Annotated in this window: 27 protein-coding genes; 19 read left to right on the top strand and 8 right to left on the bottom strand. The window is 67.5% G+C overall.

All coding sequences use genetic code 11. The features are described from left to right. Window positions 1-14: 14 nt before the first annotated feature. Window positions 15-1,673, bottom strand: a complete 1,659-nt coding sequence (gene groL, locus BTJ49_RS04470; protein ID WP_113064177.1) for a chaperonin GroEL — start codon at window positions 1,671-1,673, stop codon at window positions 15-17. 117 nt (window positions 1,674-1,790) lie between these two features. Further along, window positions 1,791-2,084 carry a co-chaperone GroES gene (groES, locus tag BTJ49_RS04465; protein ID WP_113064176.1) on the bottom strand — a complete coding sequence of 98 codons (294 nt, stop codon included), beginning with the start codon at window positions 2,082-2,084 and terminating at the stop codon, window positions 1,791-1,793. 230 nt (window positions 2,085-2,314) lie between these two features. Here groES and cutA point away from each other — a divergent pair, with 230 nt between their 5' ends. The 10 genes from cutA to purH all read left to right on the top strand — a co-directional run bounded on the left by cutA (window position 2,315) and on the right by purH (window position 12,208). Then, window positions 2,315-2,659, top strand: a complete 345-nt coding sequence (cutA, locus tag BTJ49_RS04460) for a divalent-cation tolerance protein CutA (protein WP_113064175.1) — start codon at window positions 2,315-2,317, stop codon at window positions 2,657-2,659. 56 nt (window positions 2,660-2,715) lie between these two features. Next, window positions 2,716-4,896 carry a protein-disulfide reductase DsbD gene (locus BTJ49_RS04455; protein ID WP_113064174.1) on the top strand — a complete coding sequence of 727 codons (2,181 nt, stop codon included), beginning with the start codon at window positions 2,716-2,718 and terminating at the stop codon, window positions 4,894-4,896. 4 nt (window positions 4,897-4,900) lie between these two features. Beyond that, window positions 4,901-5,515 (top strand): TlpA disulfide reductase family protein, encoded by a 615-nt coding sequence (locus tag BTJ49_RS04450; RefSeq protein ID WP_240601733.1) that lies wholly within the window; start codon window positions 4,901-4,903, stop codon window positions 5,513-5,515. A 284-nt stretch (window positions 5,516-5,799) separates the two neighbouring features. Further along, complete coding sequence (aroQ, locus tag BTJ49_RS04445) at window positions 5,800-6,240, top strand: type II 3-dehydroquinate dehydratase (protein WP_113064544.1); 441 nt, start codon at window positions 5,800-5,802, stop codon at window positions 6,238-6,240. A 34-nt stretch (window positions 6,241-6,274) separates the two neighbouring features. Next, the gene (gene accB, locus BTJ49_RS04440; RefSeq protein WP_113064173.1) at window positions 6,275-6,730 is read left to right on the top strand and encodes an acetyl-CoA carboxylase biotin carboxyl carrier protein; all 456 of its coding nucleotides are present in this window, start codon (window positions 6,275-6,277) and stop codon (window positions 6,728-6,730) included. Window positions 6,731-6,747: 17 nt separating this feature from the next. Then, on the top strand, window positions 6,748-8,115 hold the full coding sequence (gene accC / locus BTJ49_RS04435) for an acetyl-CoA carboxylase biotin carboxylase subunit (protein ID WP_113064172.1): 1,368 nt from the start codon (window positions 6,748-6,750) through the stop codon (window positions 8,113-8,115). Between the two features lie 107 nt (window positions 8,116-8,222). Further along, on the top strand, window positions 8,223-9,122 hold the full coding sequence (gene prmA, locus BTJ49_RS04430) for a 50S ribosomal protein L11 methyltransferase (protein ID WP_113064171.1): 900 nt from the start codon (window positions 8,223-8,225) through the stop codon (window positions 9,120-9,122). Window positions 9,123-9,160: 38 nt separating this feature from the next. Then, window positions 9,161-9,970 (top strand): zinc-ribbon and DUF3426 domain-containing protein, encoded by an 810-nt coding sequence (locus tag BTJ49_RS04425; RefSeq protein WP_113064170.1) that lies wholly within the window; start codon window positions 9,161-9,163, stop codon window positions 9,968-9,970. 223 nt (window positions 9,971-10,193) lie between these two features. Continuing rightward, the gene (locus BTJ49_RS04420) at window positions 10,194-10,451 is read left to right on the top strand and encodes a helix-turn-helix domain-containing protein (protein ID WP_240601732.1); all 258 of its coding nucleotides are present in this window, start codon (window positions 10,194-10,196) and stop codon (window positions 10,449-10,451) included. 173 nt (window positions 10,452-10,624) lie between these two features. Then, the gene (gene purH, locus BTJ49_RS04415; protein WP_113064168.1) at window positions 10,625-12,208 is read left to right on the top strand and encodes a bifunctional phosphoribosylaminoimidazolecarboxamide formyltransferase/IMP cyclohydrolase; all 1,584 of its coding nucleotides are present in this window, start codon (window positions 10,625-10,627) and stop codon (window positions 12,206-12,208) included. Window positions 12,209-12,296: 88 nt separating this feature from the next. Here the strand turns inward: purH and BTJ49_RS04410 are convergent, their stop codons facing one another. Beyond that, the gene (locus BTJ49_RS04410; protein WP_240151606.1) at window positions 12,297-12,779 is read right to left on the bottom strand and encodes a DUF2782 domain-containing protein; all 483 of its coding nucleotides are present in this window, start codon (window positions 12,777-12,779) and stop codon (window positions 12,297-12,299) included. 80 nt (window positions 12,780-12,859) lie between these two features. Between BTJ49_RS04410 and polA the strand changes: the two genes are divergently transcribed. From polA to BTJ49_RS15425, 6 genes are all read left to right on the top strand, one after another. Continuing rightward, window positions 12,860-15,619 carry a DNA polymerase I gene (polA, locus tag BTJ49_RS04405; protein WP_113064167.1) on the top strand — a complete coding sequence of 920 codons (2,760 nt, stop codon included), beginning with the start codon at window positions 12,860-12,862 and terminating at the stop codon, window positions 15,617-15,619. A gap of 366 nt (window positions 15,620-15,985) precedes the next feature. Further along, window positions 15,986-16,204 (top strand): hypothetical protein, encoded by a 219-nt coding sequence (locus BTJ49_RS04400; RefSeq protein WP_113064166.1) that lies wholly within the window; start codon window positions 15,986-15,988, stop codon window positions 16,202-16,204. Between the two features lie 49 nt (window positions 16,205-16,253). Continuing rightward, on the top strand, window positions 16,254-16,697 hold the full coding sequence (locus BTJ49_RS04395) for a helix-turn-helix transcriptional regulator (RefSeq protein WP_240601731.1): 444 nt from the start codon (window positions 16,254-16,256) through the stop codon (window positions 16,695-16,697). 43 nt (window positions 16,698-16,740) lie between these two features. Continuing rightward, window positions 16,741-17,151 carry a VOC family protein gene (locus BTJ49_RS04390; protein ID WP_113064542.1) on the top strand — a complete coding sequence of 137 codons (411 nt, stop codon included), beginning with the start codon at window positions 16,741-16,743 and terminating at the stop codon, window positions 17,149-17,151. Between the two features lie 72 nt (window positions 17,152-17,223). Continuing rightward, entirely contained in the window at window positions 17,224-19,413 is a 2,190-nt protein-coding gene (gene uvrD, locus BTJ49_RS04385; protein WP_113064541.1) for a DNA helicase II, read from the top strand. A gap of 165 nt (window positions 19,414-19,578) precedes the next feature. Continuing rightward, complete coding sequence (locus BTJ49_RS15425) at window positions 19,579-20,037, top strand: hypothetical protein (RefSeq protein WP_146742268.1); 459 nt, start codon at window positions 19,579-19,581, stop codon at window positions 20,035-20,037. 52 nt (window positions 20,038-20,089) lie between these two features. On the opposite strand, the gene BTJ49_RS04375 is transcribed toward BTJ49_RS15425, so the two are convergent. The 3 genes from BTJ49_RS04375 to BTJ49_RS04365 are packed head-to-tail and all read right to left on the bottom strand — an operon-like array spanning window position 20,090 to window position 23,306. Beyond that, entirely contained in the window at window positions 20,090-21,355 is a 1,266-nt protein-coding gene (locus BTJ49_RS04375) for a heme biosynthesis HemY N-terminal domain-containing protein (RefSeq protein WP_113064163.1), read from the bottom strand. After that, entirely contained in the window at window positions 21,352-22,464 is a 1,113-nt protein-coding gene (locus BTJ49_RS04370) for a uroporphyrinogen-III C-methyltransferase (RefSeq protein ID WP_113064162.1), read from the bottom strand. Before BTJ49_RS04370 ends, BTJ49_RS04375 begins: the two co-directional genes overlap by 4 nt. 44 nt (window positions 22,465-22,508) lie before the next feature. Next, a complete protein-coding gene (locus BTJ49_RS04365; protein ID WP_240601730.1) occupies window positions 22,509-23,306 on the bottom strand; it encodes a uroporphyrinogen-III synthase in 798 nt (265 codons plus the stop codon). Window positions 23,307-23,364: 58 nt separating this feature from the next. On the opposite strand from BTJ49_RS04365, the gene BTJ49_RS04360 reads away from it, so the two are divergent. The 3 genes from BTJ49_RS04360 to BTJ49_RS04350 all read left to right on the top strand — a co-directional run bounded on the left by BTJ49_RS04360 (window position 23,365) and on the right by BTJ49_RS04350 (window position 24,876). Next, window positions 23,365-23,853 (top strand): YiiD C-terminal domain-containing protein, encoded by a 489-nt coding sequence (locus BTJ49_RS04360; RefSeq protein WP_113064539.1) that lies wholly within the window; start codon window positions 23,365-23,367, stop codon window positions 23,851-23,853. A 25-nt stretch (window positions 23,854-23,878) separates the two neighbouring features. After that, on the top strand, window positions 23,879-24,307 hold the full coding sequence (locus BTJ49_RS04355) for a hypothetical protein (RefSeq protein ID WP_240151610.1): 429 nt from the start codon (window positions 23,879-23,881) through the stop codon (window positions 24,305-24,307). Window positions 24,308-24,432: 125 nt separating this feature from the next. Continuing rightward, window positions 24,433-24,876: a rhodanese-like domain-containing protein gene (locus tag BTJ49_RS04350; protein ID WP_113064161.1), complete on the top strand. Its 444-nt coding sequence runs from the start codon at window positions 24,433-24,435 to the stop codon at window positions 24,874-24,876. 28 nt (window positions 24,877-24,904) lie between these two features. On the opposite strand, the gene BTJ49_RS04345 is transcribed toward BTJ49_RS04350, so the two are convergent. After that, window positions 24,905-25,345: a hypothetical protein gene (locus BTJ49_RS04345; RefSeq protein ID WP_146742267.1), complete on the bottom strand. Its 441-nt coding sequence runs from the start codon at window positions 25,343-25,345 to the stop codon at window positions 24,905-24,907. Between the two features lie 244 nt (window positions 25,346-25,589). Beyond that, window positions 25,590-26,648, bottom strand: a complete 1,059-nt coding sequence (locus tag BTJ49_RS04340; RefSeq protein WP_113064159.1) for a CDP-6-deoxy-delta-3,4-glucoseen reductase — start codon at window positions 26,646-26,648, stop codon at window positions 25,590-25,592. Window positions 26,649-26,657: the final 9 nt, after the last annotated feature.

Here is a 26,657-nt window from a genome sequence, read left to right as displayed (position 1 = left end):
TCGAATGACCGGGCTTACATCATGCCGCCCATGCCACCCATACCGCCCATGCCACCCATGCCGCCGGCACCGGCGCCGGCATCGGCGCTGTCGTCCTTCGGCAGTTCGGCCACGACGGCCTCGGTGGTGATGGCCAGACCGGCGACCGAGGAAGCGTTCTGCAGCGCCGAACGCGTGACCTTGGTCGGGTCCAGGATGCCGAATTCGATCATGTCGCCGAATTCGCCGGTGGCGGCGTTGTAGCCGAAGTTGCCCTTGCCTTCCTTGACCTTGTTCAGCACCACGCTGGCTTCTTCGCCGGCGTTGCTGACGATCTCGCGCAGCGGCGCTTCCAGGGCGCGACGGGTGATGGCGATGCCGTGGTTCTGGTCGACGTTGTCGCCGGTCAGACCCTCGACCGCGGACAGCGCGCGGATCAGGGCGACGCCGCCGCCCGGGACCACGCCTTCCTCGACGGCCGCACGCGTGGCGTGCAGGGCGTCCTCGACGCGCGCCTTCTTCTCCTTCATCTCGACCTCGGTGGCGGCACCGACCTTGATGACGGCCACGCCGCCGGCCAGCTTGGCCACGCGCTCCTGCAGCTTCTCGCGGTCGTAGTCCGAGGAGGTCTCCTCGATCTGCGCCTTGATCTGGCCGATGCGGGTCTGGATCTTCTCGGCTTCACCGGCGCCATCGATGATGGTGGTGTTTTCCTTGGTGATGACGACGCGCTTGGCACGACCCAGATCGTTGATCGTGGCCTTCTCCAGCTGCAGACCGACTTCCTCGGAGATGACCTGACCGGAGGTCAGCACGGCCATGTCTTCCAGCATCGCCTTGCGACGATCACCGAAGCCCGGCGCCTTGACGGCGGCGACCTTGACGATACCGCGGATGGTGTTGACCACCAGCGTGGCCAGCGCCTCGCCCTCGACTTCCTCGGCAACGATCAGCAGCGGCTTGCCGGCCTTGGCGACGGCCTCGAGCACCGGCAGCAGGTCACGCACGTTGGAGACCTTCTTGTCGTGCAGCAGGATGAACGGGTCTTCCATCTCGACCTGCTGGCTCTGCTGGTTGTTGATGAAGTACGGCGACAGGTAGCCGCGGTCGAACTGCATGCCCTCGACCACGTCCAGCTCGTTGTCCAGGCCCGAGCCTTCCTCGACCGTGATCACGCCTTCCTTGCCGACCTTCTTCATGGCCTCGGCAATGATGTCGCCGATGTTGGCGTCGGAGTTGGCCGAGATGGTGCCGACCTGGGCGATCGCCTTGTCGTCGGCGGTCGGGTTGGACAGGTTCTTCAGCTCGCCGACGGCCGCGGTCACGGCCTTGTCGATGCCGCGCTTCAGATCCATCGGGTTCATGCCGGCGGCGACCGCCTTCATGCCCTCGCGGATGAACGCCTGCGCCAGCACGGTGGCGGTGGTGGTGCCGTCACCGGCGATGTCGGACGTCTTGGAAGCGGCTTCCTTGACGATCTGCGCACCGAGGTTCTCGAGCTTGCCTTCCAGCTCGATTTCCTTGGCGACGGACACGCCGTCCTTGGTGATGGTCGGGGCGCCGAAGCTCTTCTCGAGCACGACGTTGCGGCCCTTCGGGCCCAGCGTGACCTTGACCGCGTTGGCGAGCGTGTTCACGCCCTTGAGCAGATGCGCGCGGGCGTCTTCGCCGAAACGTACTTCTTTAGCTGCCATGATGGTTCAACCTTTTTCGGTAATCAGTAATGGAAAATCGGAGGTAGGTGCCGGACGGCGTCCCCGCAGCGGTCGGCGCTCGGCATCGGAATGCGGCGCCGGACCGGAGGCGCGGAATCAGCCCTCGATCACCGCCACGATGTCGTCTTCGCGCAGGACCAGCAGTTCGTCGCCCTCGACCTTGACCTCGGTGCCCGAGTACTTGCCGAACAGGACCTTGTCGCCGACCTTGACCGCCATCGGGCGGACCTTGCCGTCGTCCAGGATCTTGCCTTCGCCGGCGGCCAGGACTTCACCGCGGATCGGCTTTTCGGTGGCCGAATCGGGGATGACGATGCCGCCTGCGGAGACCTTCTCCTCTTCCAGGCGCTTGACGATCACGCGGTCGTGCAGCGGACGCAGTTTGCTCATGACATTTCCACCAAGTCGTTGATGTTGAAGAAAATTTCACCGCCTTGTTAGCACTCGGCGGTGTTGAGTGCCAATTTTAGCGGCAGCCGATCCCGTTTTGAAGACCGCGCCGCCCTGTCACGCCAGATGGAGGACCCCTGCGACGCTTTCAAGGGCCGCCATGAAAAAAGTCCCCTGCACGCGCTGCCGCGGCTGCGTAGACTGGTCCGACGCTCACGCGACCGAATGCCATGACCGACGCCCGACTGCTGCTGTGCACCTGCCCCGACGAAGCCTCGGCCGCGCGCATCGCCCGCGCGCTCGTCGAGGCGCGCCTGGCCGCCTGCGTCAGCCGTCTGCCCGGCCTGACCTCCACCTACCGCTGGGAAGGCGCGGTACAGGAGGACACCGAAGTGCTGCTGCTCATCAAGACCCGCGCCGCGGCCGTCGCGGCTCTGCAGGCGCGCCTGCTCGAGCTGCATCCGTACGACGTGCCCGAGCTGATCGCGCTGAACATCGCTGACGGCCTGCCGGCCTACCTGGACTGGCTGGGCGAAAGCGTCGCTGTAAGCGATTCGCCGCCCGCACGGTCATAATGACTACCTCACCCCGTACGCGAGCCCGCGCTACGAAGCGCGGACCGGAGTCCCCGATGCATCTTCTGTTCCGTCGTTCCGCCCTCCTGCTGCTGACTGCACTGCTGGCCCTGTGCGCGCTGGCGCCGCCGCTGGCCGCGCAGGAAGTCGACGGTCTGCTGCCAGTCGAGCAGGCCTACCAGGTCACCGCCGAAGTACGCACGCCGGGCACGATCCACCTGCACTGGACCATCGCGCCCGACTACTACCTGTATCGCAGCCGCATCTCGGCCAAGGCGTCTGGCGGCGCGGCCACACTGGGCTCGCTGCAGCTGCCCGACGGCCTGAAGGAACACGACGAATACCTGGGCGACATCGAGATCTACCACCACGCCATCGACGCCACGCTGCCCTACACGCTGCAGGACAAGAACGCGAAGACCCTGACGCTGGCGGTGAAGATGCAGGGCTGCCACGAGGTCGATCCGAAGATCTGCTACCCGCCGTACACCAAGACCCTGACCATGACGCTGCCCGGCAACGGCGCGGCCACCCAGGGCAAGGCCGGCGGCACCGATCTGCTGACCGCGATCGGCAAGAACTCCAGCGAGATGCTGACGGACGGCGGCAAGAACGCATCGTCCGGCGACGCCCTGCCGGCCGAGCAGGCCTTCCGCTTCGAGGCCATCGCCACCGCACCGAACACGCTGCTGCTTCGCTGGACGATGCCGAAGCACTACTACCTGTACCGCGACAAAACCGAGCTGACGCTGCTCGACGCCGACGGCGCGAAGCTGGGCACGCCGCAGTGGCCCAACGGCGTGGCCTATCACGACCAATACTCGGGTGACAGCATCGTCTACTTCGACCAGGTCGAGGTGCCGCTGCCGATCACGCGCGGAATGACCGATCACGTGAAGCTGCAGGCGCGCTTCCAGGGCTGCCTGGAGGACGGCATCTGCTACCCAGTGATGACGCGCACCGTCGATGTCGCCCTGCCGCCGGCCTCCGGCAACGGAGATGGCGGTCCGAAGGAGTCGCCGAAAACGACCAGTGCATCGCCGAACCTGCTGTTCGTGCTGCTTTTAGCGCTGATCGGCGGACTGCTCTTCAACCTCATGCCATGCGTACTCCCGGTTCTGTCGCTGAAGGCCATCACTTTGCTCGAAAGTGGCGGCAGTCCGAAGAACGCACGGAACCACGCGCTCTCCTATACCGCCGGCGTGCTGACCTCATTCGGCATACTCGGCCTGATTGTTGCCGGCCTGGGCGCGCGCTGGGGCGTTCAGCTCCAGCAACCTCTGTTCGTGGGTTCGATGGTCTACCTGATCTTCGCCATGGGACTGGGCTTTTCTGGCGTAGTGCAATTCGGCGCCGGTCTTGCCAATGTCGGCCAATCGCTTACCCAGAAACCCGGGCTACGCGGCGACTTCTTCACTGGCGTGCTGGCGGTCGTCGTCGCCAGCGCATGCACGACTCCTTTCATGGGCGCGGCGACCACCTTCGCGTTGGCTGCTCCACCCATGATTTCCCTGCTCGTGTTTCTCACCCTGGGATTGGGGCTGGCGCTGCCGTTCCTGTTGATCGGCTTCTTCCCGAAACTGGGTGCATGGCTGCCCAAGCCGGGCGCGTGGATGGAAACGCTCAAGCAAACGCTGGCGTTCCCGCTATACCTGACTGCGGTCTGGCTGACTTGGGTGCTGGCCAACCAGCGCGGCGCCGACGGAGCCGGCCTGCTGCTGGTCGGCGTCGTGCTGCTGGCAATGGCGCTATGGTGGTTCGAGCGCAGCCGCCATCGCGGTGTTCCCAGCAAGGTGCTGGCCGGTGCGCTGCTGCTGATCGCGCTGGTGCCGCTGGCGCTGATCCACAAGGTACCCACGCCAACGGCCACCGCGAGTGCCCAGGCAGACATGGGCATGGTCGCGTTCACCCCGGCCAAGCTGGCCGAACTGCGCAAGCAGGGCACGCCGGTGTTCGTCGACATGACCGCCGACTGGTGCATCACCTGCAAGGCCAACGAGCACGCCGTGCTGAACACCGACGCCTTCCGCGACTTGCTCAAGCGAACCGGCACGGTCTACATGAAGGGCGACTGGACCAACGAGAACCCGGCCATCACCGCCTTCCTGAAGCGCTGGAACTCGCCGGGCGTGCCGGTCTACGTGGTCTTCGGCAAGAACGGTGCGGAAGGTGTGAAGCTGCCCTCCGTGCTGACCGCCGGCATCGTGCGCAGGGCCGTCGAGAAGGCGGCGCAGTAAACCGATGGTCCGCAGCCGAAGCGCCTCGCTGGGCATCGTGCTGTTGGCCGCGGCCGTCGGATTCGGCCTGTTCGGCGTGTACGTGTACGAATACGGCGTACCGCCGAAACTGCTGGACCGCCTGATGACCACGCAGATGGGTCAGAGCATCGCGCAAAGGTTGCTCACGGCCACCGCCCCGGCGCCACCGGCCGGCGTGACCGTGCGTGCACCCGGCGATGCTCTGCCCACTTGGACACTGCCCGATGCCGAGGGCCATCCCCAACCCCTCGCGCAGTGGAAGGGCCGCACCGTACTGATCAACTTCTGGGCAACCTGGTGCATCCCCTGCCGCAAGGAAATGCCGGCGCTGACCGCGGCGCAGCGCGCGTACGCGGACAAGGCGCAAATCGTTGGCATCGCGATGGACGACCCGCAGGCCGTGCGCGCCTTTCTCGCCGATCACCCTACGGGTTACCCGACCCTGCTCGGTGAAGGCGTGAAACCCGACCCCCGCGCCGTGCTAGGCAACACGCGCCTGGCCCTGCCTTTCAGCGTGCTGGTCGATTCCGATGGCCGCATCGTGCGCACGCACCTGGGCCCGCTGGGCACCCGGCAACTGGCGCAGTGGCTTCGCTGAACCGTCTTTCCACGTCGACCTGAGCGCTCGACGGTCGCCCATCGCCCGACGGCTGGACCGCCGGACTCGTGTTGCGATCGCGTCACGAACGTCCCGCCATCGACCGCGAAGGCACCGGCACAGTGCGCCCACGGGCGGTTTCACGCGCCACCTGCGCCACTGACCCGGAATTTGTGACGCGAACGTCAAAGAACGTCGCCGAACTACGCCGAACTGGACAATTCGAATTCTCACGCGCACACTTGCGCCTTCGGCGATGCACGTCGCGTTCAGTGAATATCTTCGTGGCCAAGATTCTTGCCCTGCACGGCCCCAACCTGAATCTGCTCGGCGTGCGCGAACCCGAGCGCTACGGCACGCGCAGTCTGGCCGAGATCAACGCCGATCTCGCCGCGCGGGCCGAGGCGGCCGGGCATGAATTGTCCTGGTTCCAGTCCAACGCCGAGCACGAGCTGATCGCCCGCGTGCATCAGGCCCGCGACGAGAGCGTGGACGCGATCCTGATCAACCCGGCCGCGTTCACCCATACCAGCGTGGCCCTGCGCGACGCGCTCGCCGCGGTGGAGATCGACTTCGTCGAGGTGCATCTGTCCAACCTGCACACGCGCGAACCGTTCCGCCGTCATTCGTATTTTTCCGACCTGGCCGTCGGCGTGATCGCGGGCTTCGGCCCCGACAGCTACCGGCTGGCGCTGGAAGCCGTGTTCGCACGGCTTGCCGGCTGATCCCTTTCGACCTACTGCTGACAAGGTTCATCCCATGGATCTGCGCAAGATCAAGAAACTGATCGACCTGCTCGAAGAGTCCAACCTCTCCGAACTCGAAATCAAGGAAGGCGAGGAAGTGGTTCGCCTGTCGCGCGTGCCCGCAGGCGGCGTGACCGTCGCGGCCGCGCCCGCCCCCGTGGCTCCGGCACCGGCCGCACCCGCTCCGGCCGCCCAGCCCGCAGCTCCGGCCGAAGCCGCCGACGACACGCCGGCCGGCCACCAGGTGAAGGCGCCGATGGTCGGCACCTTCTACGCCGCTTCCACGCCGGGCGCCGACCCGTTCGTGAAGGTCGGCCAGAAGGTCAAGGCCGGCGAGACGCTGGGCATCATCGAAGCGATGAAGATGTTCAACCAGATCGAGGCCGAAACCGCCGGTACCGTGGTCGCCATCCTGGTCGAGAACGGCCAGCCGGTCGAATTCGACGAACCCATGTTCGTGATCGCCTGACCCGCCGGGAACGCGCCATGCTAGACAAAGTCGTCATCGCCAACCGCGGCGAAATCGCCCTGCGCATCCTGCGCGCCTGTCACACGCTGGGGATCAAGACGGTGGCCGTGCACTCGACCGCCGACCGCAATCTCAAGCACGTGGGCATGGCCGACGAGGCCATCTGCATCGGCCCCGGGCCGAGCGCGCAGAGCTACCTCAACATTCCGGCACTGATCGCCGCGGCCGAGGTCACCGACGCCAGCGCCATCCATCCCGGCTACGGCTTCCTTTCGGAGAACGCCGACTTCGCCGAGCAGGTGGAGCGCTCGGGCTTCGTCTTCATCGGACCGAAGGCCGACACCATCCGCCTGATGGGCGACAAGGTCGAGGCCATCAAGGCCATGAAGGAAGCCGGCGTGCCGTGCGTACCCGGTTCCGGCGGCCCGCTGGACGAAGACGTGGAACGCAGCCAGCGCATCGCCCGCGAGATCGGCTATCCGGTCATCATCAAGGCGGCCGGCGGCGGCGGTGGGCGCGGCATGCGCGTGGTGCACACCGAAGCGCATCTGGGCAACGCCATCGCGACCACTCGCTCCGAGGCGCGCGTCGCCTTCGGCAACGACCAGGTCTACATGGAGAAATTCCTGGAGAACCCGCGCCACGTGGAGATCCAGGTGCTGGCCGACGGCCAGGGCAACGCCATTCACCTGGCCGAGCGCGACTGCTCCATGCAACGCCGTCACCAGAAAGTCGTCGAGGAAGCGCCGGCGCCGGGCATCACTCCGGAGCTGCGCGCCGAGATCGGCAAGGTCTGCGTCGACGCCTGCATCCGCATCGGCTACCGCGGCGCGGGCACCTTCGAATTCCTGTTCGAGGACGGGCGTTTCTACTTCATCGAGATGAACACCCGCATCCAGGTCGAGCATCCGGTGACCGAACTCATCACCGGCGTCGACCTGGTCCGCGAGCAGCTGCTGATCGCCAGCGGCGAGAAGCTCTCGATCAAGCAGGAAGACCTGGAGATCAACGGCCACGCCATCGAGTGCCGCATCAACGCCGAGGACCCGGACAACTTCATGCCCAGCCCCGGCACCATCAAGCGCTTCGAGGCCCCGGGCGGTCCCGGCGTGCGTGTGGACACGCACATCTACGACGGCTACAAGGTGCCGCCGACCTACGATTCGATGATCGGCAAGCTGATCGTGCACGGACCCGACCGCGCCACCGCCATCGCGCGCATGCGCATCGCGCTGTCGGAGATGGTCGTGGAAGGCATCAAGACCAACGTGCCGCTGCAGCAGCGCATCATGGACGACGGCGGCTTCCAGACCGGCGGCCAGAACATCCATTACCTGGAAAAGCGCATCGCCGAGCGCAAGGAAAAAGCCATCGGCATGGGCTGAGCGCCGACCCGGCGCTTGCGCACCGAACGGTGCGCCGCCCTGCTTCGGGGCGGCGTTCGACCTTCCGGCCCCGCACGCTGCGGCGCCCCGACCTGCGACCACCGACCATGCCCTGGCTCGAACTTTCCCTGACCCTGCCCGCTGACCGCCAGCCCGAGTGCGAAGACGCGCTGGAAGAGCTCGGTGCGCTGTCGGTCACGCTGCAGGATGCCGACGCCGAGACACCGGACGAGCGAGCCATCTTCGAACCCGGCGTGGACCAGACGCCGCTGTGGAGCCGCGTGGTGCTGACGGCACTGTTCGAGGACGACGCCGATCGCGCATTCATCGCCACCGAACTGTGCCGCGTCCTGCCCGAACTGCAGCCGGCGCAGCTGGACTTCCGCGCGGTCGCCGACCAGGACTGGGAACGCGCCTGGATGGACCAGTTCAAGCCCATGCGCTTCGGGCGCCGTCTGTGGATCGTGCCGTGGAACGACGAAACGTTCGCCGAACCCGACGCCGTGGTGGTGCGCCTGGACCCCGGCCTGGCCTTCGGCACCGGCACGCACCCGACCACGGCGCTATGCCTGGAATGGCTGGACGGCCTCGACCTCGACGGCCGCAGCGTGACCGATTACGGCTGCGGCTCCGGCGTACTGGCCACCGCCGCCCTGAAGCTCGGCGCCGCCCGCGCCCTGGGCGTGGACAACGACCCGCAGGCGCTGACCGCGACCCGCGACAATGCCGAGCGCAACGGCGTCGGCGATCGTCTGGACGTCCATCTTCCCGAGGACGCGCCGGACGCGCCGGCCGATGTCTTCGTCGCCAACATCCTCGCCGGCCCGCTGGGTGAGCTGGCCGAACGCTTCGCCGCGCTGGTGAAGCCGGGCGCGCCGTTCGCCCTGTCCGGCATCCTCGACGGCCAGCAGCACGAACTGCTGGACTGCTACGCGCCGTGGTTCGAGGACCTGCGCACGCAGCAGCGCGAGGACTGGATCCGCATCGACGGACGCCGCCGCGCCTGAGCCGCCTCGCGCGCCGCGGCTTGGCATACAATCGAACCATGTACGCCCAGTGCCCCGAATGCCTGACCGTCTTCTCGTTCGACGCCGAGACCGTCGCGCAGGCGCACGGCACCGTCGCGTGCGGCAAGTGCGGCGCGACCTTCGACTGCCTGCCGACACTGACCGAGCAGCTGCCCGAGGAAACCTACGAGACGCTGCCGGTGCACCCGTCCAGCCCGGCGCCGCCGGTGCTGATGATGAGCGTGGTGCGCGCCGGTCCCGAGGACTCTGTGCAGGCGCCGCTGTTCGCGCACGCACCGCCTGCCGCAGAAGACGAGGACGACGCGCCCGCCGGCATGCCCTCGTTCGCACGGCTGCAGCGCCTGCCGCAACGCACGACGCACCGCGTGGGGCGCTGGGCGGCTGTCTGCGGCGCACTGGCACTGGTGCTCGCGGCGCAGCTGGTCTGGGCTGAACGCCGCCCGCTCACCGCCAACCCGAACACACGTCCCTGGATGCAGACCCTGTGCGGCTGGCTCGGCTGCACGCTGCCGCCGGTCGCCGACCTGAGCAAGCTGGAACTGATCTCGCGTGATGTGCGTCCGCATCCCTCGGTGCCGGGTGCGCTCATCATCAGCGCCACGGTGCGCAACGATGCCTCGTTCACGCAGCCGTATCCGGTCGTCGCGATCACGCTCTCGGACCTGGACGGCAACCGCATCGCCATGCGCCGCTTCCGTCCCTCGGACTACCTCGACGACCCGGCGGCTCAATCCGCCGGCCTGGCCGCGGGCGCCAGTGCTTCGCTGGTATTCGAGGTAAAGGACCCCGGCAAGAAGGCCGTCGCCTTCGAGTTCAGCTTCCAGTAGATTCGCCGAGCCCTGCGCCCGATCACGGACATCGACCGCTGTCGCGCTACAAAATAAGACGCGCGCCGAGTAGACTGCTGTTTCTCGCGCGCATGCCTTCGGCAGGATCGCCGACCGGCGGCGCGAGCCCGCAGCACGAACGAACAAGAACCGGCGACCTCGCAGCCGCCGCATATGGAGCATCCAGGGGAACATGCACGCCAACGCCGTCCGAATGCCTCGCATGGAAGTCGACACGTCCGACTCCGGCCGCAGCGCACTCAACGAATGCGTCAGCCGTACCGTCCGCCGTTATCTTGTGGACATCGGCGACACCTCCTGCGACGACGGTCTGTTCGCCCTGGTCATGCGCGAAGTCGAAGCCCCGCTGCTGCGCGAAGTGATGGACTTCCACGACAACAACCAGAGCCGCGCGGCCGTCGCGCTCGGCATCAACCGCGCCACCCTGCGCAAGAAGCTGGCCGCGCACGGTCTGCTGTAACGCGTCGATTCCGGCGCGACCCGTCGTCGCGCCCCGGTCGAGACCCGATCCGCGCACCGCGCTGTCCTGCCCGCGCGTCTGCGTTCCGCCGCCTTGCGGCGATCGGTCATAAGCGGTTCGGAACCCTGCCGGCAGCGGCTATACTTGCCGTTTTCCCGCATCAAGGCCCGACCATGTTCGACGCAACCCTGACCCCGGTCCGACGCGCGCTGCTCAGCGTCTCGAACAAGAACGGCCTGGCTGAACTGGCCAGCGGCCTGGACAAGCTGGGCGTCGAACTGATCTCCACCGGCGGCAGCGCGCGCGCGCTACGCGACGCGCATCTGCCCGTGCGCGGCGTCAGCGAGATCACCGATTTCCCGGAGATCATGGACGGTCGCGTGAAGACGCTGCACCCGAAGATCCATGGCGGCCTGCTGGGTCGGCGTCACACCGACGACGCGGTGATGAGCGAGCACGGCATCGAGCCGATCGACCTGCTGGTGGTCAACCTGTACCCGTTCGCGCAGACCGTCGCGCGCCCGGACTGCACCCTGGACGACGCCATCGAGAATATCGACATCGGCGGCCCGGCGATGCTGCGCGCGGCGGCGAAGAACCACGACCGCGTGCTGGTGGTGGTCGACCCGGCCGACTACGCCGAAGTCATCCAGACCCTGCACGAGCACGGCGGCACCAGCATCGCCCTGCGCCGCCGGCTCGCGGCCAAGGCCTTCGCCCACGCTGCGCAGTACGACGGCATGATCGCCGACTGGCTCGGCGCGCACACCGGCGAGGACGAGGAAGGCCCGTTCGCGCCGACCCTGCACATGGCGCTCGACCGCAAGGCCACGCTGCGCTACGGCGAGAACCCTCACCAGGGTGGCGCGCTGTACGTCGAGCGCGACGCACCCGCACAGGGCATCGTCGCCACCGCGAAGATCCTGGCCGGCAAGGAACTGTCCTACAACAACATCGCCGACGCCGACGCCGCGCTGGAATGCGTGAAGGCGTTCCAGAACGTGCCGGCCTGCGTCATCGTCAAGCACGCCAACCCGTGCGGCGTGGCGCTGGGCGCGAACATCGCCGAAGCCTACGACCGCGCACACGCCTGCGATGCCACGTCGGCCTTCGGCGGCATCATCGCCTTCAATCAGCCGCTGGACGCCGACACCGCGCGCATGATCGTCGAGCGCCAGTTCGTCGAGGTGGTGCTGGCACCGAGCATCCCGGCCGACACCCTGGCCGTGTTCGCCGACAAGCCCAATGTGCGCGTGCTGGACACCGGCGCGTGGCCGGAACAGCCGGCCGCCACGCTGGACTACAAGCGCGTCGCCGGCGGCCTGCTGGTGCAGGACAGCGATCGCGATACCCTGCTGGCCGACGACCTGAAGGTGGTCAGCAAGCGCGTGCCCGACGCCGACGAACTGCGCGACCTGCTGTTTGCCTGGCACGTGGCGATGTACGTGAAATCCAACGCCATCGTCTACGCCAACAAGGGGCAGACCGTGGGCATCGGCGCCGGCCAGATGAGCCGCGTGATCTCCGCGCGCATCGCCGCGATCAAGGCCGCCGACGCCGGTCTGGATGTGCCCGGCAGCGTGATGGCCTCCGACGCCTTCTTCCCGTTCCGCGACGGCATCGACGCCGCCGCCGAAGCCGGCATCCGCGCCGTGATCCAGCCGGGCGGCTCGCGCCGCGACGAGGAAGTCATCGCCGCCGCCGACGAGCACGGCATGGCGATGGTGTTCACCGGCATGCGCCACTTCCGCCACTGATACGCAAGGCGCCCGGACAAGCCGGGCGCCGATGCACTACACATTCTGTCCCGCCCCGGCTGCGCGCATGCGCTCCGGGGCGATGTCGTTACTGGCCGTCGCCGGCCTTCTTCTTGGCCGGACCGCCCCACTGGTAGATCGTGTAGTAGACCGGCTTCACCGGCGGCTGGCCGGCCTGACGCTGCAACACGCCCTCGCTGTTGGCCATGTAGGTCTGCGGAACGCCGTGGGCCGGAATCACGTGGATCATGTACAGCTTGCCGTTGATCCGGTACTCCTCGACCTTGTCCTTGCCCACAGTGCGCACGTCCACGGTCGGCGGCGGATCACCGCGCAGGTCGCGCTGCGCGCCGCCACTGCCGACGGCCGGCAACTCGGGCAGACCGCGTAGGCCGCCCTTCTGCGCGCTCGACGCCGGCGCAGAGGCAGCCGGCGCGGCCTGCACGCCGGGATCGCTCATGCCCGGCGGCGGCGGCACCGGCGCGCGCTGATCCGCGTTCTGAGCCTGGACGGAGGCGCAGGCCAGCAGGGCCGTGGCACCGAGAACGAATAGCGTGGAATGACGTGACATGGGCGCACCTCCTGAATGCAGGCACAGGATAGCAGCGACCCGGGTGCGCGAACGTGAACGGGCCATGCGAGAATTCCCGCATGGCTTCCATGATTCTGATCGACGGGTCCTCGTACCTGTATCGCGCGTTCCACGCGCTTCCGCCGCTGACCAACGCCGAGGGTGAACCCACCGGCGCCCTGTTCGGCGTGGTCAACATGCTGCGCGCCACGCTGAAGGCCGGCGCCGACTACGTCGCCTTCGTGCAGGACGCGTCCGGCCCGACCTTCCGCGACGAGATGTACGACCAGTACAAGGCCAATCGTCCGCCGATGCCCGACGACCTGCGCGGCCAGATCCAGCCGATGCTGGACATCGTCGAGGCGCAGGGCTTCCCGATCCTGCGCGTGCCCGGGGTCGAGGCCGACGACGTCATCGGCACCCTGGCGCGGCAGGCTGCGGACCAGGGCATCGAGGTAGTCATCTCCACCGGCGACAAGGATTTCGCGCAACTGGTCGACCAGCACGTGACGCTGGTCAACACCATGACCAACACGCGCACCGACGAGGCTGGCGTGAAGGAGAAGTTCGGCGTCGCGCCCGAGCGCATCGTCGATTTCCTGGCGCTGACCGGCGACAAGGTCGACAACGTGCCCGGCGTGGACAAGTGCGGACCCAAGACCGCCGCCAAGTGGCTGGACAAGTACGGCTCGCTGGAAAACCTGATGCAGCAGGCCGACGACGTCGGCGGCAAGATCGGCGAGAACCTGCGCGCGGCGCTGGACCATCTACCGCTGTCGCGCGACCTGGTCACCATCAAGACCGACGTCGAACTCGATGTCGGTCCGACCGATCTGGCGCTGCGCGACGCCGACGTCGAACGCCTGCGCGAGCTGTACACGCGCTATGACTTCCGCGCCGCACTGAAGGATCTGGACAACGGCGAGACCAAGGCCGAACCCGCGTCCGCTGCCGAGCAGGCCCCGGCCACGCAGACGCTGCGCGACGCCACCGAAGCACCTTCGGACGATGCGGCCCGCCCCGGCGAATACGAACTGGTCACGACCGAGGAACAGCTGAAGGCCTGGGTCGAGCGCCTCGAACACGCCGACCTGATCGCCTTCGACACCGAGACCACCTCGCTCGACGCGCTGCGCGCCGAGATCGTCGGCGTGTCGCTGGCGGTGGAGCCGGGCAAGGCCGCCTATATCCCGGTCGCGCACGACTACCCCGGCGTACCGAAGCAGCTGGACCGCGCCACCGTGCTCGCGGCGCTGAAGCCCGCGCTGGAGGATCCGGAACGGCCGAAGGTCGCCCAGCACGGCAAGTACGACATCAACGTGCTGGCCAGCCATCTGCTCGGCGAGCACAAGGTCGAGGTGCGCGGTCTGGCTCACGACACCATGCTCGAATCCTACGTGTGGAACGCCACCGCCACGCGCCACGACATGGATTCGCTGGCGTCGCGCTATCTCGGCTACACCACCACCAAGTACAGCGAGGTCGCCGGCAAGGGCGCCAAGCAGATCGGCTTCGCCGAGGTCGACCTGGACACCGCCGGCCACTACGCCGCCGAGGACGCCGACATCACCCTGCGCCTGCACCACGCGCTATGGCCGAAGCTCGAATCCGAGGCCGGTCTGAAGGCCGTCTACACCGATATCGAGATGCCGCTGGTGCCGGTGCTGGCGCGCATGGAAAAGCGCGGCGTGCTGATCGACGTCGACAACCTCAAGCACCAGAGCCAGGCGCTGGGCAAGCGCATGCTGGAGATCCAGAAGCAGGCCTACGAGCACGCCGGCCGCGAATTCAATCTGGCCTCGACCAAGCAGCTGCAGGCCATCCTGTTCGACGAACTCGGCCTGCCGGTGAAGGTGAAGACCTCCAAGGGCGCGCCGTCGACCAACGAGGAAGCGCTCGACGCCATCGTCGACGAACACCCGCTGCCGCGCCTGATTCTGGACTACCGCGGTCTGGCCAAGCTGCGCTCGACCTACACCGACAAACTAGCGGAGATGGTCAACCCGGACACCGGCCGCGTGCACACCAGCTATCACCAGGCTGTGGCCGCGACCGGCCGGCTGTCCTCGTCCGACCCCAACCTGCAGAACATTCCGGTGCGCACCGAGGAAGGTCGGCGCATCCGCCAGGCCTTCGTCGCCCCGAAGGGCTGGGTGGTGATGGCCGCCGACTATTCGCAGATCGAGCTGCGCATCATGGCACACCTGTCCGGCGACGAAGGCCTGCTGAAAGCCTTCCGCGAAGGCGCCGACATCCACCGCGCCACCGCCGCCGAGGTCTTCGGCGTGCAGCCCGAGGAGGTCGACAGCAACCAGCGCCGCGCCGCCAAGGCCATCAACTTCGGCCTGATGTACGGCATGAGTGCATTCGGCCTGGCGCGCAACCTGGGCATCGACCGCGGTGAGGCCGCCGACTACATCGCCCGCTACTTCGCGCGCTACCCCGGCGTGCGCGAATTCATGGATCACACCCGCGAGAAGGCCCACGAGACCGGCTTCGTCGAGACACTGTTCGGCCGCCGCCTGTATCTGGACAACCTCAAGGCCCGCAACCAGGCGCTGCGCGCCGGCGCCGAGCGCGCCGCCATCAACGCACCGATGCAGGGCACCGCCGCCGACATCATCAAGCGCGCCATGCTCACCGTCGACGCCTGGCTGATCGGCCGCGACGACGCCAGCATGCTGATGCAGGTGCACGATGAACTGGTGTTCGAGGTACGCGAAGATGCCGTCGAGGCGATCCGCGAAGGCGTGACCGAACGCATGCAGGGCGCGGCCGACCTGGCCGTACCGCTGATCGTCGAGGTCGGCGTCGGTGCGAACTGGGACGAGGCGCATTGATCCGCCGCGCCACCGAAAATCCTCGGCCATGCCGAAAGTCATGGTCGAAAACGAGCGCAAATCATTGATTTTAATATCAATGAATCGATCCTGAATTTTTTTCCGAAAACGTGCAACTTTCCCGCACAAGCTGCATCTAATCCCATGAACGCACGCAATGGCGTTCACCTCACTCACCTCCCTGAGTGAACCCCCGAGATAACGGGTCCTCCCCATGACCCTTATCCCAGCCCCGGGCGTCCCCCCCTGACTCCCGGGGCATTTTTATGTCCGGCGCGGAAACCTGAACAAACGGCGCAGCCCGAGGCACGGCTCCTGCCTGCGCGTTGCTATGATCGAGCCTTCGACAATCAAGGAGAACCAAGCATGCGTATCGCGCTGATGGTGATCGGCATCATTCTTCTCATCGCAGGCATCTGGGTACTGGCCGGACACGGGAGCTACAGCACCACCGAAACCGTCGTCAGCGTCGGTTCGCACGCACTCAAGGCGACCCACGACAAGGCCATTCCGCAGTGGGCCGGCATTGCCGGCGTGGCCGTCGGCGGTGTGCTGACCCTGGCCGGCCTGCTGCGCAAGCGCTGAGGACGCGTCGCGCTCCCCACGCGCACGGATGCGCGACACGGCTTCCCGAGTGATCCGTCCACCCGCCACAAAATTCAGCCTGCGTGACCTCACGCGTCTGCGCCGCGTGCGCGACAGGATCGACCGGGAGTACGCGCAGCCGCTGGACGTCGAAGCACTGGCCCGCGCGGCAGGTATGTCGGCCGGCCACCTCAGCCGCCTGTTCCGCCGCGCCTACGGCGAATCGCCATACGCCTATCTCATGACGCGACGCATCGAGCGCGCGATGGCGCTGCTGCGCCGTGGCGACCTCAGCGTCACCGAGGTCTGCTTTGCGGTCGGCTGCGCGTCGCTGGGCACCTTCAGCACGCACTTCACCGAACTGGTCGGCATGCCACCCAGTACCTACCGGAACCAGCGCGCGCGTGCGACCGCGGGGATTCCGCCCTGCGTGGCGAAGCAATTCACCCGACCGATCAGGAATCGAGAAGCGCCGGCCTCGAAGCGCACCTAGACTGGCCGCCATGGACTTCTCCACGAAGCAGGACTCGATCGCCATGGACATCACCATTCACTCGACCTTCCTCCCGCACAACGACCCGGACGCGGCGCTGACGTTCTATCGCGACACGCTCGGTTTCGAGGTGCGCAACGACGTCGACTACGGCGGTATGCGGTGGATCACCGTCGGCCCGCCCGACCAGCCCGGCACCTCCATCGTGTTGACGCCGCCGGCGGTCACCCCCGGCCTCACGGACGACGAACGCCGCACCATTACCGAGATGATGGCCAAGGGCACCTACGGCATGATCATCCTGGCCAGCGCGGACCTCGACGGTACCTTCGAGCGCCTGCAGGCCAGCGGCGCCGAGGTCATCCAGGAGCCCACCGAACAACCCTACGGCGTACGCGACTGCGCCTTCCGCGACCCCGCGGGAAACCATGTCCGCATCAATCAGGTGAGCTGAGATCACAGTCCTCGCGGCGCCGCCGACACCATTTCGTCGTGGATGCGGCACCGCAGCAGCTACAATGGACGGATGGATGTATCGCACCTGCTCGATTCGCTCAACGCGGCCCAGCGCGAGGCCGTCAGCGCGCCGCCCGGCCACTATCTGGTGCTGGCCGGCGCCGGCTCCGGCAAGACCCGTGTCCTGACTCACCGCATCGCCTGGCTGGCCGAGGTCGAGCGCGCCTCGCCGTGGTCGATTCTTGCCGTGACCTTTACCAACAAGGCCGCCGGCGAGATGCGCGCGCGTCTGGACACACTGATGCCGCACGGCACGCGCGGCCTGACCGTGGGCACCTTCCACGGCATCGCCCATCGCTTGCTGCGTCGCCACTGGCAGGATGCCGGCCTGCCGGAAGGCTTCCAGATTCTCGACGCCGACGACCAGCAGCGGCTGGTCAAGCGCGTGGTCGCCGGCCTCGGCCTGGACGAATCGCGCTTCCCGCCGCGCCAGGCCGCGTGGCAGATCGCGCATTGGAAGGACGACGGCAAGCGTCCCGACAACATCGAGCACCGCGACCATCCCGCCACGCGCACGCTGGTGGAGATCTACACCGCCTATGAGGACGCCTGCCGCCGCGCCGGCCTGGTCGACTTCGGCGAGCTGCTGCTGCGCGCGCACGAGTTGTGGCTGAACAAGCCCGAGGTGCTCGAGCACTACCGCGAACGCTGGCGCTATCTGCTGGTGGACGAATTCCAGGACACCAACGCGCTGCAATACGCATGGATCCGCGTGCTGGCCGGCCAGACCGGCCAGGTATTCGCGGTCGGCGACGACGACCAGTCGATCTACGGCTGGCGCGGCGCGCGCGTGGAGAACATGCAACAGTTCCTCAAGGACTTCCCGGGCGCGAAGACCATCCGCCTGGAGCAGAACTACCGCTCGTCGGCCAACATCCTCAAGGCCGCCAACGCCATCATCGCGCGCAACGGCGACCGCCTGGGCAAGAACCTGTGGACCGAGGACGGCGACGGCGAGCGCATCGCGCTGTACGCGGCCTACAACGAGCAGGACGAAGCGCGCTTCGTCATCGAGCGCATCGCCGAGCACATCGACCAGGGCGGCAGCGCGGTCGACTGCGCGATCCTGTACCGCTCCAACGCACAGTCGCGCAATTTCGAGGAACAACTGATCCAGCGCGACCTGCCCTACCGCGTCTACGGCGGCCAGCGCTTCTTCGAGCGCGCCGAGATCAAGAACGCCCTGGCCTACCTGCGCCTGACCGCCAACCGTCACGACGACGCCTCCTTCGAGCGCGCGGTGAACACGCCGCCACGCGGCATCGGTCAGCGCACGCTGGACATCCTGCGCCGCCGCGCCCGCGCCGAGCGCAGCTCGATGTGGGACGCCTCGCTGGCCGAACTCACTGGCGGCGAACTGGCCGCACGTGCCAAGAACGCGGTCAAGGGCTTTCTCGAACTGATCGACGGCATGGCGCGCAGCTTCGCCGGCGACGGCGAGGACGACGGCCTGACGCTGTCCGAACAGGTCGAGCACGCCATCGTGCACAGCGGCCTGCGCGAGTATCACGAGCGCGACGACGGCCGCGGCAGCGCCGAATCGCGCATCGAGAACCTGGACGAACTGGTCAATGTCGCCAGCCGCTACCAGCCCACGCCGGAAGACGAGGAATCGGGCCTGTCCGAACTGGCTTCGTTCCTCGCCCACGCCACGCTGGAAGCCGGCGAGGGCCAGGGCGGCAGCGGCGACGACTGCGTGCAGCTGATGACGCTGCACTCGGCCAAGGGTCTGGAATTCCCGGTGGTGTTTCTGGTCGGCATGGAAGACGGCCTGTTCCCCAGCCAGCGCTCGGTCGAACAGGAGGATCGCCTGGAAGAGGAACGCCGTCTGGCCTATGTCGGCATCACCCGCGCCCGCGAGAAGCTGATGCTTTGCTATGCCGAATCGCGCCGCATGCACGGCACCGAGATGCTGGCACGACCCTCGCGCTTCCTCGCCGAGCTGCCCAGCGAATTGCTCGACGAAGTGCGCCCGCGCGTGCAGGTCAGCCGTGGCGTGTCACGCAACCGCTTCACCGCTGCGCCGGTCGACGACGACCTGCCGATCAAACTGGGCCAGGCCGTTCGCCACCCCAGCTTCGGCGACGGCGTGGTGGTCAGCGCAGAAGGCGGCGGCGCGCACATGCGCGTGCAAGTGAACTTCGACGACGCCGGCAGCAAGTGGCTGGTGTTGGCTTACGCCAATCTCACGCCATTGTAGCTGTCGTCAGGGCCTTGCTATACGGGTCATACCCCGTTCTCAATCAGATCAACACTACTCCACTTGGGGTATACTTGGAGTATACTTGACGTATACGTCAAGTGGAGCTATATTCTCCCCGCACGACAGAATCCCTAACTAAGAGGCGCCGGCCGGGAGAACCTTATGAAAATGCATGAGATCGAGATCGACAGCGAAGTCTTCGAATATTTGAAAGCTAAAGCCGAACCCTTTGTGGACACCCCCAACGCAGTTTTGAGACGTGAACTGCTCGGCGGAAAACCAGGACGAAAGCCCGAAGTGCCAAATAACAATCATAGAGGGAGCGCTATGCCCGAGCTCTCGTCGAAAGCTCCACAAGCACTTCGGCAAATCATAGAAGTGGCAGCGCTGGTCCTTAAAGATGGTCTTGCACGACCTGAGGCAACGAGTGTCGTTGCGCGTAGGCATGCCGTTGCCCAACAAACTGTTCTCGACAAATACTGCCGCCAGCTCAACCTGTCCGCTGGAGAGTTCGACGCATTGCTTGGCGAGCCTGGGTTGAAAAAGCTACGCGGAGTACTTCAAAAGAAGTTCCCGCAATGGTCACAGACGATCGAAGACGCACTCACGACTATCGTGTAGCTATGGTGGCCGACCTTCACTATGACGACTGACGAAGGAAAGCTGCGAACTCTCAGGCGTCACGCTCACCCGGCAACTGCGGCACACCGTGCGCATTGCGCAGTTCGGGATCGACCGTGAGCGCCACTTCGCGCACGGCGTGCTCGCCGGGCAGCGCTTCGGTGGCTTCACCGCGGGTCATGCGCAGGGCGTTGCGGTAGCACTGTTGGGCCAGCAGCGGGTTGCCCTGGCCGGCGTAGGTCTCGCCGAGGGTTTCCCAGGCTTCGGCCGACGGCTCCAGCGACAGCGCCTGCGACAGGTACTGGCGCGCCTTGCCCCACAGTTGGATGCGCACGCACATGCGGCCCACTGCGGTCAGCAGGGTGGCGTCACCGGGATGCGCGTCGAGCCAGCCTTCGGCGCGGCGCAGGCGGCCCTCGATGTCCTGTCCCTGCAGCTGTCCGTAGGCCGCCACCAGCGCCGGCGACCAGTTCCGCCGCAGCGCCGACTCGATTTCGTCCATGGCCGGAAGCGGCCGACCGAAGCGCGAGACCTGCTCGGCGTAGGCCGCGATCAGTTCCGGCTGACGCCGCTGCGCGCGGGACAGGTCGGCCCAAAGGGCGTGCAGCGCATCGACGCTCGGCGCGCGCTGCAGCGCGGCACGCACCACGCGAAGCTGCAGCGCGGCATAGGCTTCGGCATCCAGCGCGCCGCTCTTGCGAAGGGGGTCCAGCGCGCCGCGCGCGCGGTCGACATCGCCGCGCTGCAGGGCCGATTCGGCCAGTTCCAGCCAGCCACCCGGCGGCAGGCGTCCCGCGTCCGCTTCCGGCGCCAGCAGTGCCAGCGCTTCCTCGGCGCGACCGTCCTCGCGCAGGATGCGCGCGCGCACCACGCGCGCGGCCTGCGGCGCGCTCTGCGTGGCCTGATCAAGCGCCTCCATCGCGCGCTTGATGTCGCCACGCGCATGCGCGGCCCGTGCGGCGGCCAACAGTGCCGGCGCGCGTTGCGGCGCATGACGCGCCGCGCGACCCAGGTCGCGTTCGGCTTCGCCATGACGCCCCTCGGCGAGCGCCAGCAAACCATCGTGAAAACGCTTGCGGCTGACCGCGCGCTGCCGACGCGTGACGGCGCCGAACGGCCAGCGCAGCAGACGCCAGCCCAGCGAGATCACGCCCCAGAACACCAGCAGCAGCACGATCGCCGTGACCAGCGTCGACTGCACCCGCCAGCCGCGGATGCGGATCAGCACCTGGCCCGGGTCCTCGGCGACCCAGTGCCAGCCGAAGGCCGTGATCGTGACCACGATCGCCAGCAGCAGCACCCAGCGCCAGACCTTCATCGCTGCGCTCCCTTGTCCGAAGTCGTCGCGGGGGCGGGCATCGCCGCGCCGTGCACGGCGCGCAGGTTGTTCAGCTCACTCAGCGCCGCGCCCAGTTCCGGCGCAGGGCTCGCGGTGCGACCGCGCAGCTGCGCGATCTGGGCGCGCAGGTCGCGCACCGCCACAGCGTGACCGTCGAAGTCACGCTGCAGGCGCTGATCGGCCTGCGTCAGCGCACTCCGGTAACCGTCCGGGTCCCACGCCAGCAGCGCGGCCTGCGCCTGCGCCAGGTCCAGCGCGGTCAGGGTCTGTGCCAGACGGCGCTGGGCCGGCGTCACACCGTCGTCGCGCTGCACCTGCACCAGTCCCGCGAACGCGTGCTTGACGCGCGCCCAGAAGCCGTTGCCGGTTTGTTCGACCGGCGCATCCAGCGGCTTCAGCGGCAGCGTGTCGACCTGGCCGCGCAGATGCGCCAGGGTGTCGAGATCGCTCTGGCGCTGCCCGGGATGCGTCGCGGCCAGAGCCTGACGTTCGCGGTCGATGCTCTGGCGCACGGCCGCGTAGGCGGGGTCCTCGACCTCGGCCATTACGCGATTGGCCATGGCGTAGGCGTGCATCGCGCCATCGGCGTCGTGGAACAGGGTGAATCGCTCGTCCGCCATGCGCAATAGCATCGCCGCTTCGTCCAGCCGCACCGCATCGTGGCCGGATTGCGCCCGCGCGGTCAGGCCGGCGACGGCGTTCTCCAGGCTGCGGCTGCGCTCGTTCAGGCTCTGCACCTGCCCACTCAGCGACTGCCCTTGCTGCTGCACCGCCTGGGTCTGCTGCTGAAGCTGGCGGCCGCTCTGGTCCAGCGCATTCAGCTTGTCGCCCAGCGACTTCAATTGCGACTGCACCGTCGACAGCGCGTGCGTGTCCTCGGCGCCGCCCTGCTGCAGGCGCCACACCCGCCAGCCGCCGTAGGCCGCGGCCAGCAGAGCAATCAGGGCCAGCACCAGGGCCAGGCCGGCCAGCCCCTGCCCGCGACGTGGTTTGTGCTCGCGCTTCTTCGAAGCGTCGGGAGCGGGAGCCGACGCCGGAGCCGCAGGCGTCGGAGCGGAAGTTTCGTGGTCGGAGTCGGATGCGCTCATACGCTCATGCTAGCCCGAGCGCGGCGCAACGGCCATATGGCGGTTCAGCGCGGGTGCCGGTGCGCGGCGACCGCGTCGAGCAGATCCCCGGCGGACGCCGAAGCCGCGCGCACCGGCTCGCCGAAACCGGCTTCTCGCGCATGCTGCTGCAACCGCGCGCTGCTGACCACGATCCGGCACGCCTGCAGATGCCGCACGGCGGCCTCAGGCAGGACCTGCATCAGGTTGTCCAGCGCCTGCGCACTGGTCACCAGCAGCCAGGCCGACGCGTCCAGCGCCTGCACCATCTGCACATGCCGGCGACCGAGCCGTGGCCGGACGCGCTCGTAGACATGCGTGATGCGGACCTGTGCGCCACGCTCGATCAACGCGGTCGCAAGCAGGTCTCGCCCGCCCGGCGCGGTGATCAGATTCACACGCAAACCACGCACGCTTTGCAGCCACGGATGTTCCAGCAGCCCCTCGCTGTGCTGGCTGCGCCGCGGCGGGGATTCCGCCTGCATACAACCGGCGCGCTGCAGGGCGCGCCGCGTGCCGCTGCCCACGGCCAGCACGCGCGCCTGCGTGTCGAGCGGCGCCAGACGCTGGGCGAAACGCACGGCAGCCGGACTGGTGAAGATCAGCAGATCGTCCCGCTGCGCCTGCCGCCAAGCCTTGCCCGCCTCGGCCTCGGGCATGGCGCGCAGGGACAGTCCCGGCAACAGGTGCGGTTCACCGCCGCGCGCCCGCACGCGGCGCGCAAGCGCACGCGCGGTGCCGGACGGCCGCGTGATGACGATATCGACGCCCGCCAGCGTCTGTGCGCACGAATCCATGCCGTCGATGCTACCTGCATCGCGCATGCGCACGAAGTCATTCGGCTTGCCGACCGTCGAGCGGCTCGGCACACTGGCGCGCCTGATGAATACCACCACCGCCTCCGATCGCGCGCGCTCGCTGGAGCGCTTTCTTCTCGACAGCATTCCGCCGGCGCGGGCCATGCAGCTGCAGCTGCTCGAACACGACGCCGGTCACCTGCTGATGGGCGCGCCGCTGGCCGCCAATGTCAACGACAAGGGCTGCGCCTTCGGCGGCAGCCTGACCAGCCTGATGACGCTGGCCGGCTGGTCATTGGTGGAACTGCTGCTGCGCGAGCACGGCCACGACTGCGATGTGTTCGTGGCCGACTCCCAGGTGCGCTACCTCAAACCGGTGTGGGAAGACCTGCGCGCCGAGGCGCAGTTCGCCGCGGAGGCCGACCCCGATGCTTTCCTCGACACGCTGGCATCGCGCGGCAAGTCGCGCATTCAGGTCGTGTGCCGCACCCTGACCAGCGAGGGCGAAGCCGCCACCCTGGAAGCACGTTTCGTTGCCCGTCTGCGCAACCATGAAGCGCATGCGGCACAATGACCCCTTGCTCGGGGAGGTGCGAACGATGAACAAGCGTTGGATGACAGGTGCGGTGCTGACGATTCTGCTGGCGCTGCTCGCACTCGGCGGATGCGCCACGGATCGCCGCAGCAGCAAGCTGCGCGATACGCTGACCGCCTACGGCGCAGCCGTGCGCTGGGGCAGCTTCGATCAGGCGCGCGCGTTCCTGGACCCCAAATACCTGGAAAAACATCCGCTCACGCACTTGGAAATGGAGCGTTACCACCAGGTCCGCGTCAGCGAATACGACGATGGAAGCGGCCCGATTCCCGTCGACGACACGACCGTGCGCCAGATCGTCCGCATCGGCCTGATCAACGTCAACACGCAGGCGCAGCGCACCATCATCGACCGCCAGACGTGGACCTACGACCCGGTCAAGAACCACTGGTGGCTGGAAAGCGGCCTGCCCGACATCACGCCCGGCCACTGAACCTCGACCGGCTCCTCCCCGGTCCGGACACCGTTCGACGCCCCGGTCGCCTTTGCGCCGCACCGCCGGCTCTCGGATAATGTCCGGCTCGACTCAACGCGCACTTCGCGCCCACGGACTTCCCCATGAGTGATTTCCTGCACACGTTGCCCGAGTTCATCGGCAACCATCCCTGGCTCAGCCTGCTGTTCGTGATCCTGCTGGTCGCGATCATCGTCGGCGAGATCATGCGCCTGACGCGCAAATACAAGGAACTCAATCCCTCCGAGGTGACCCTGCTGGTCAACCGCGAGGACGCGCTGGTCGTGGACATCTCGCCGTATGCGGATTTCGAGAAGGGCCACGTGCCCGGTTCGCGCCACGTGGCGATGAGCCAGTTCGACCCGGAGAACAAGGATCTGGCCAAGGCCAAGGACCTGCCGGTCGTGGTGGTCTGCAAATCCGGTCAGACCGCCCGCGGCGCCGCGCAGCGTCTGGTCAAGGCCGGCTTCACCCGCGTGCACACCCTGCGCGGCGGCATGTATGCCTGGCGTCAGGCCAACATGCCGATGGCGACCGGCAAGCGCTGAAGCGCACGCCGGTCCACGCGACACGCCGTCAGCGGTCGACGGCGCAGCGGCCGGACTGGTACAGGCCGCCCTGAGTGAAATACAGCGTACAGGTCCACGGCCGCGAACCCTTGCCGCTTTTCTCGATGGCCTGGTCGGCCGATGCGCGCGCCTGCGAACCGGCCTGATCGGCCGTGCTCCGCGCGGCATCGTTGGCGATGTCCTGCGCCGTGCCGTGCGAGGACATCGAACCGAACAGACGACTCAGCCCGTGCCGGATCGAACTGGACACGGCGCTGCGCGCCGCCGTGTGTCCCAGCGAACGCGCCGTGTCGTGCTCCGTGGCTGCCGGCGTGACGCCGCGCCAGCGCACGACCTGCCGCTGCGCGCCCTGCGCCTGTTCGGTGCCCATGCTGGCCGGCTGTCCGAGCAAGGCGATCGCCTGCTGAAGACTGGTCGAGCCCTGGCGGAATGCCTGCAGGCTCGGCATGTCCCGCACCGGCAGGGATGCACTCCCCGCGACGGCCGCGGCCGGGATGAGCATGGCCAGGACGAACCCGCCCCGCCGAAACATGAGTGAATGCGCGCGCATGACCGATTGGCCTCCTTGTCGTGATCCGATGTTGCACCTGCGCCGCCCCCTGCCGGACGCGTTCTCCTAGATGTAATGCAGACGCGCGAAAAGGTCCGCGCGCTGCATCACAACGGACGATGCCGAACGACGCGCGCGAGCGTCACATTCCGTGGATGCCGGCGCGGGCATCGAGGATGCGCGCCAGCACCTCGGGCGCGTAGTCGAAGGAGTCGTAGTACAGCCGCGATTCCGGCAGACCGGCCTCGACGAAGGCGCGCCGGCCAGCGTCGATCAGCGCCGGCGGCCCGCACATGTAGACATCGTAGGCAGACAGATCTGGATGGTCCTCGAGCACGGCCTCGTGCACCAGTCCGCCGCGCACCCGCGCCTGCGCCGCCTGCTGCGGATCGGACACCACCGGATGGAAATCCAGCGTCGGCACCTGCTCGGCCCAGCGCGTGGGCAGGTCACGCAGGTACAGGTCCGCACCGCTGCGCGCGCCCCAGTACAGATGCATCGGGCGGCGCGTGCCCAGGTGCAGGAAGTGCTCGACCATCGCCTTGACCGGCGCGAACCCGGTGCCGCCGGCCATCAGGATCATCGGCCGCTCGGAATCCTCGCGTGGCACGAAGGTGCCGAATGGCCCCTCCACGCGCAGCACGTCGCCGACATCGAGCGTGTCGAACACCCAGGACGTGAAACCGCCGCCGGAGACGTGACGCACATGCACTTCCAGCTCGTCGCCCTCGTGCGGCGCTCGCGCCAGCGAGAATGCGCGACGCTTGCCGTCGTCCAGCAGTACCTCGATGTACTGGCCGGGCAGCCAGCGCATACGCCGATCGCCCTGCGGCATCAGGCGCAGACGCACCACGTCGGGCGCCAGACGATCCTTGGCGCTGACGCGCACATCCACTTCGCGCCGCGGAATATCCTCGACCGAAGCCACCTCGCGTACTTCCAGGGTCAGGTCCGACAGCGGCACCGCCTGGCACAGCAGCGCAGCATGCCGCGCCTGCTCGGCGGCATTCAGTGCCGAGGGCGGATGGCGCGGATAATGGCAGCGGCCTTCGAGAACGATGGCCTTGCAACTACCGCACAAACCGGCGCGGCACGAATACGGAAGCGCCAGACCAGCGCGCTGCGCGGCCTCGAGCACGGTTTCGCCGTCGTCGACGGGAAACTGGCGGCCGCTGGCTTTCAGAGTGACGGTGAACGACACGGTCGATCC

It is taken from the genome of Oleiagrimonas sp. MCCC 1A03011 (assembly GCF_003267965.1).
Taxonomy (GTDB): domain Bacteria; phylum Pseudomonadota; class Gammaproteobacteria; order Xanthomonadales; family Rhodanobacteraceae; genus Oleiagrimonas; species Oleiagrimonas citrea.
The sequence above is the reverse complement of the archived record's forward strand: the minus strand, read 5'-3'. Positions and strand labels throughout refer to the sequence as shown.

Bases quoted from the DNA above. Each gene is read 5' to 3' on its own strand.
- accB (WP_113064173.1), top strand. From the start codon at position 6,275: ATGGATCTGCGCAAGATCAAGAAACTGATCGACCTGCTCGAAGAGTCC.
- BTJ49_RS04365 (WP_240601730.1), bottom strand. From the start codon at position 23,306: ATGCGCGATGCAGGTAGCATCGACGGCATGGATTCGTGCGCACAGACG.
- BTJ49_RS04410 (WP_240151606.1), bottom strand. From the start codon at position 12,779: ATGTCACGTCATTCCACGCTATTCGTTCTCGGTGCCACGGCCCTGCTG.
- polA (WP_113064167.1), top strand. From the start codon at position 12,860: ATGGCTTCCATGATTCTGATCGACGGGTCCTCGTACCTGTATCGCGCG.
- BTJ49_RS04355 (WP_240151610.1), top strand. From the start codon at position 23,879: ATGAACAAGCGTTGGATGACAGGTGCGGTGCTGACGATTCTGCTGGCG.
- BTJ49_RS04345 (WP_146742267.1), bottom strand. From the start codon at position 25,345: ATGCCGAGCCTGCAGGCATTCCGCCAGGGCTCGACCAGTCTTCAGCAG.
- groL (WP_113064177.1), bottom strand. From the start codon at position 1,673: ATGGCAGCTAAAGAAGTACGTTTCGGCGAAGACGCCCGCGCGCATCTG.
- BTJ49_RS04390 (WP_113064542.1), top strand. From the start codon at position 16,741: ATGGACATCACCATTCACTCGACCTTCCTCCCGCACAACGACCCGGAC.
- groES (WP_113064176.1), bottom strand. From the start codon at position 2,084: ATGAGCAAACTGCGTCCGCTGCACGACCGCGTGATCGTCAAGCGCCTG.
- BTJ49_RS15425 (WP_146742268.1), top strand. From the start codon at position 19,579: ATGAAAATGCATGAGATCGAGATCGACAGCGAAGTCTTCGAATATTTG.
- BTJ49_RS04425 (WP_113064170.1), top strand. From the start codon at position 9,161: ATGTACGCCCAGTGCCCCGAATGCCTGACCGTCTTCTCGTTCGACGCC.
- BTJ49_RS04420 (WP_240601732.1), top strand. From the start codon at position 10,194: ATGGAAGTCGACACGTCCGACTCCGGCCGCAGCGCACTCAACGAATGC.
- BTJ49_RS04455 (WP_113064174.1), top strand. From the start codon at position 2,716: ATGCATCTTCTGTTCCGTCGTTCCGCCCTCCTGCTGCTGACTGCACTG.
- BTJ49_RS04370 (WP_113064162.1), bottom strand. From the start codon at position 22,464: ATGAGCGCATCCGACTCCGACCACGAAACTTCCGCTCCGACGCCTGCG.
- uvrD (WP_113064541.1), top strand. From the start codon at position 17,224: ATGGATGTATCGCACCTGCTCGATTCGCTCAACGCGGCCCAGCGCGAG.
- accC (WP_113064172.1), top strand. From the start codon at position 6,748: ATGCTAGACAAAGTCGTCATCGCCAACCGCGGCGAAATCGCCCTGCGC.
- BTJ49_RS04360 (WP_113064539.1), top strand. From the start codon at position 23,365: ATGAATACCACCACCGCCTCCGATCGCGCGCGCTCGCTGGAGCGCTTT.
- BTJ49_RS04400 (WP_113064166.1), top strand. From the start codon at position 15,986: ATGCGTATCGCGCTGATGGTGATCGGCATCATTCTTCTCATCGCAGGC.
- BTJ49_RS04375 (WP_113064163.1), bottom strand. From the start codon at position 21,355: ATGAAGGTCTGGCGCTGGGTGCTGCTGCTGGCGATCGTGGTCACGATC.
- prmA (WP_113064171.1), top strand. From the start codon at position 8,223: ATGCCCTGGCTCGAACTTTCCCTGACCCTGCCCGCTGACCGCCAGCCC.
- BTJ49_RS04350 (WP_113064161.1), top strand. From the start codon at position 24,433: ATGAGTGATTTCCTGCACACGTTGCCCGAGTTCATCGGCAACCATCCC.
- purH (WP_113064168.1), top strand. From the start codon at position 10,625: ATGTTCGACGCAACCCTGACCCCGGTCCGACGCGCGCTGCTCAGCGTC.
- BTJ49_RS04450 (WP_240601733.1), top strand. From the start codon at position 4,901: ATGGTCCGCAGCCGAAGCGCCTCGCTGGGCATCGTGCTGTTGGCCGCG.
- cutA (WP_113064175.1), top strand. From the start codon at position 2,315: ATGACCGACGCCCGACTGCTGCTGTGCACCTGCCCCGACGAAGCCTCG.